The sequence below is a fragment of the Streptomyces sp. NPDC005899 genome, assembly GCF_040629645.1.
Taxonomy (GTDB): domain Bacteria; phylum Actinomycetota; class Actinomycetes; order Streptomycetales; family Streptomycetaceae; genus Streptomyces.
Genome location: NZ_JBEXWB010000691.1, coordinates 1 through 1,283 on the forward strand (window position 1 = coordinate 1; position 1,283 = coordinate 1,283).

At 74.8% G+C, this 1,283-nt stretch carries 2 protein-coding genes; one reads left to right on the forward strand and one right to left on the reverse strand.

What is annotated here, in order from left to right; all coding sequences use genetic code 11:
- Window positions 1–138: 138 nt before the first annotated feature.
- A complete protein-coding gene (locus ABZ371_RS32690) occupies window positions 139–696 on the forward strand; it encodes a CGNR zinc finger domain-containing protein (protein WP_358686582.1) in 558 nt (185 codons plus the stop codon).
- Between the two features lie 72 nt (window positions 697–768).
- Here ABZ371_RS32690 and ABZ371_RS32695 read toward each other — a convergent pair whose 3' ends face one another.
- The gene (locus ABZ371_RS32695; protein ID WP_358686584.1) at window positions 769–924 is read right to left on the reverse strand and encodes a hypothetical protein; all 156 of its coding nucleotides are present in this window, start codon (window positions 922–924) and stop codon (window positions 769–771) included.
- Window positions 925–1,283 lie beyond the last annotated feature (359 nt).

Sequence of the window (1,283 nt, forward strand, 5' to 3'; positions counted from 1 at the left end):
GCTCCGCCGGCGCGGTCGGCGACCGCGAGCCCGGCTTCTCCCCCGCGCGCCCGCACCGGGCCCTGAGCGCCTTCGCGGAGCCAGTAGAGTCAGCCCGCATCGGCGGGCGCCCGTCCGCCGGAGGCCAGGGAGCGAAGCGTGCTGATCCCCCACGACACCCGGATCGCCCTCGACACGGTGGTCGAGCTGGTGAACACCGCCCCGGAGACCGAGCGGGCCGACGGGCTCCCCGACGTCGCCGCGCTCTACGGCTTCGCCGAGCGCCACCACATCAGCGGCGTCGGCGTGCTCGGCGAGAAGGACCTGTGCGCCGTCCGGGAGGTCCGGAGCCGCTTCGCCGACATATTCGCGGCGGGGGACGCCCGCGCGGCAGCCGATCTCGTGAACGCGCTCGTGGCCGCCGCGGGTACGACCCCGCAGCTCACCAACCACGACGGCTACGACTGGCACGTGCACTACTTCGCGCCGGACGCCTCCCTGGCCGACCATCTCGCGGCCGACTGCGGCATGGCCCTGGCGTTCATCGTCGTGGCGGGCGAGCAGGAGAGGCTGCGGCGGTGCGAGGCGCCGGACTGCCGGGACGCCTTCGTCGACCTGTCGCGCAACCGGTCCCGCCGCTACTGCTCCAGCCGCACGTGCGGGAACCGGCTGCACGTCGCCGCCTACCGGGCCCGTCGCCGGGAGGCGGCCGGCTGACGCCTCCCGGACGCGGCTCACCGGCCCGCGGTGCGCGACCCGGGGGCGGGACGCCGGAGCGGGGCGGTCCGCTCACAGGAGGAAGAGGTCGTGCAGCGCGGCCATCAGCAGCAGGCCGCCGACGACCGTCAGGAAGATCATCAGGGGCGGCTGGGACAGGGCGAAGAGGCAGCCACGCGGCTCCTCGGCAGGGGGTGCGGGGGATTCGCCCCGCGATGTGTCCACCATCTCGTAGTGATCATGACCCACCCGCACCCGTGCCTCGGCCGATACGCCTGTCCTGGAGCGGAGTTCACCCGCTCCGGGCCGCACATATTCGCTACGGTGTCCGACCGCCCCGCCCGTTGTCGACCGTACGCCCGACTGCCCGGCGCGGGCGGCCGGCGCAGCGCGGGGCGGCGCCGGGGGCCCGCACGACCGGTTCCGGCGGGAGAACGACGCCGCGGTGCTCGTGACGGTTTCCGGCCTCGCGTCTCCTCGACGGGGAGGCGGACGCCGTCCTGCCCGTCACAGCGGCGCGCGGCGCCGCGCTCAGATGCCGTGCTTCTTGAGGATCGCCTCGATGTCGCTGAAATCGTCGCCGGCCC

Excerpts from the sequence above, each read along its gene's own strand:
- ABZ371_RS32695 (WP_358686584.1), bottom strand. The coding sequence starts at position 924 with ATGGTGGACACATCGCGGGGCGAATCCCCCGCACCCCCTGCCGAGGAG.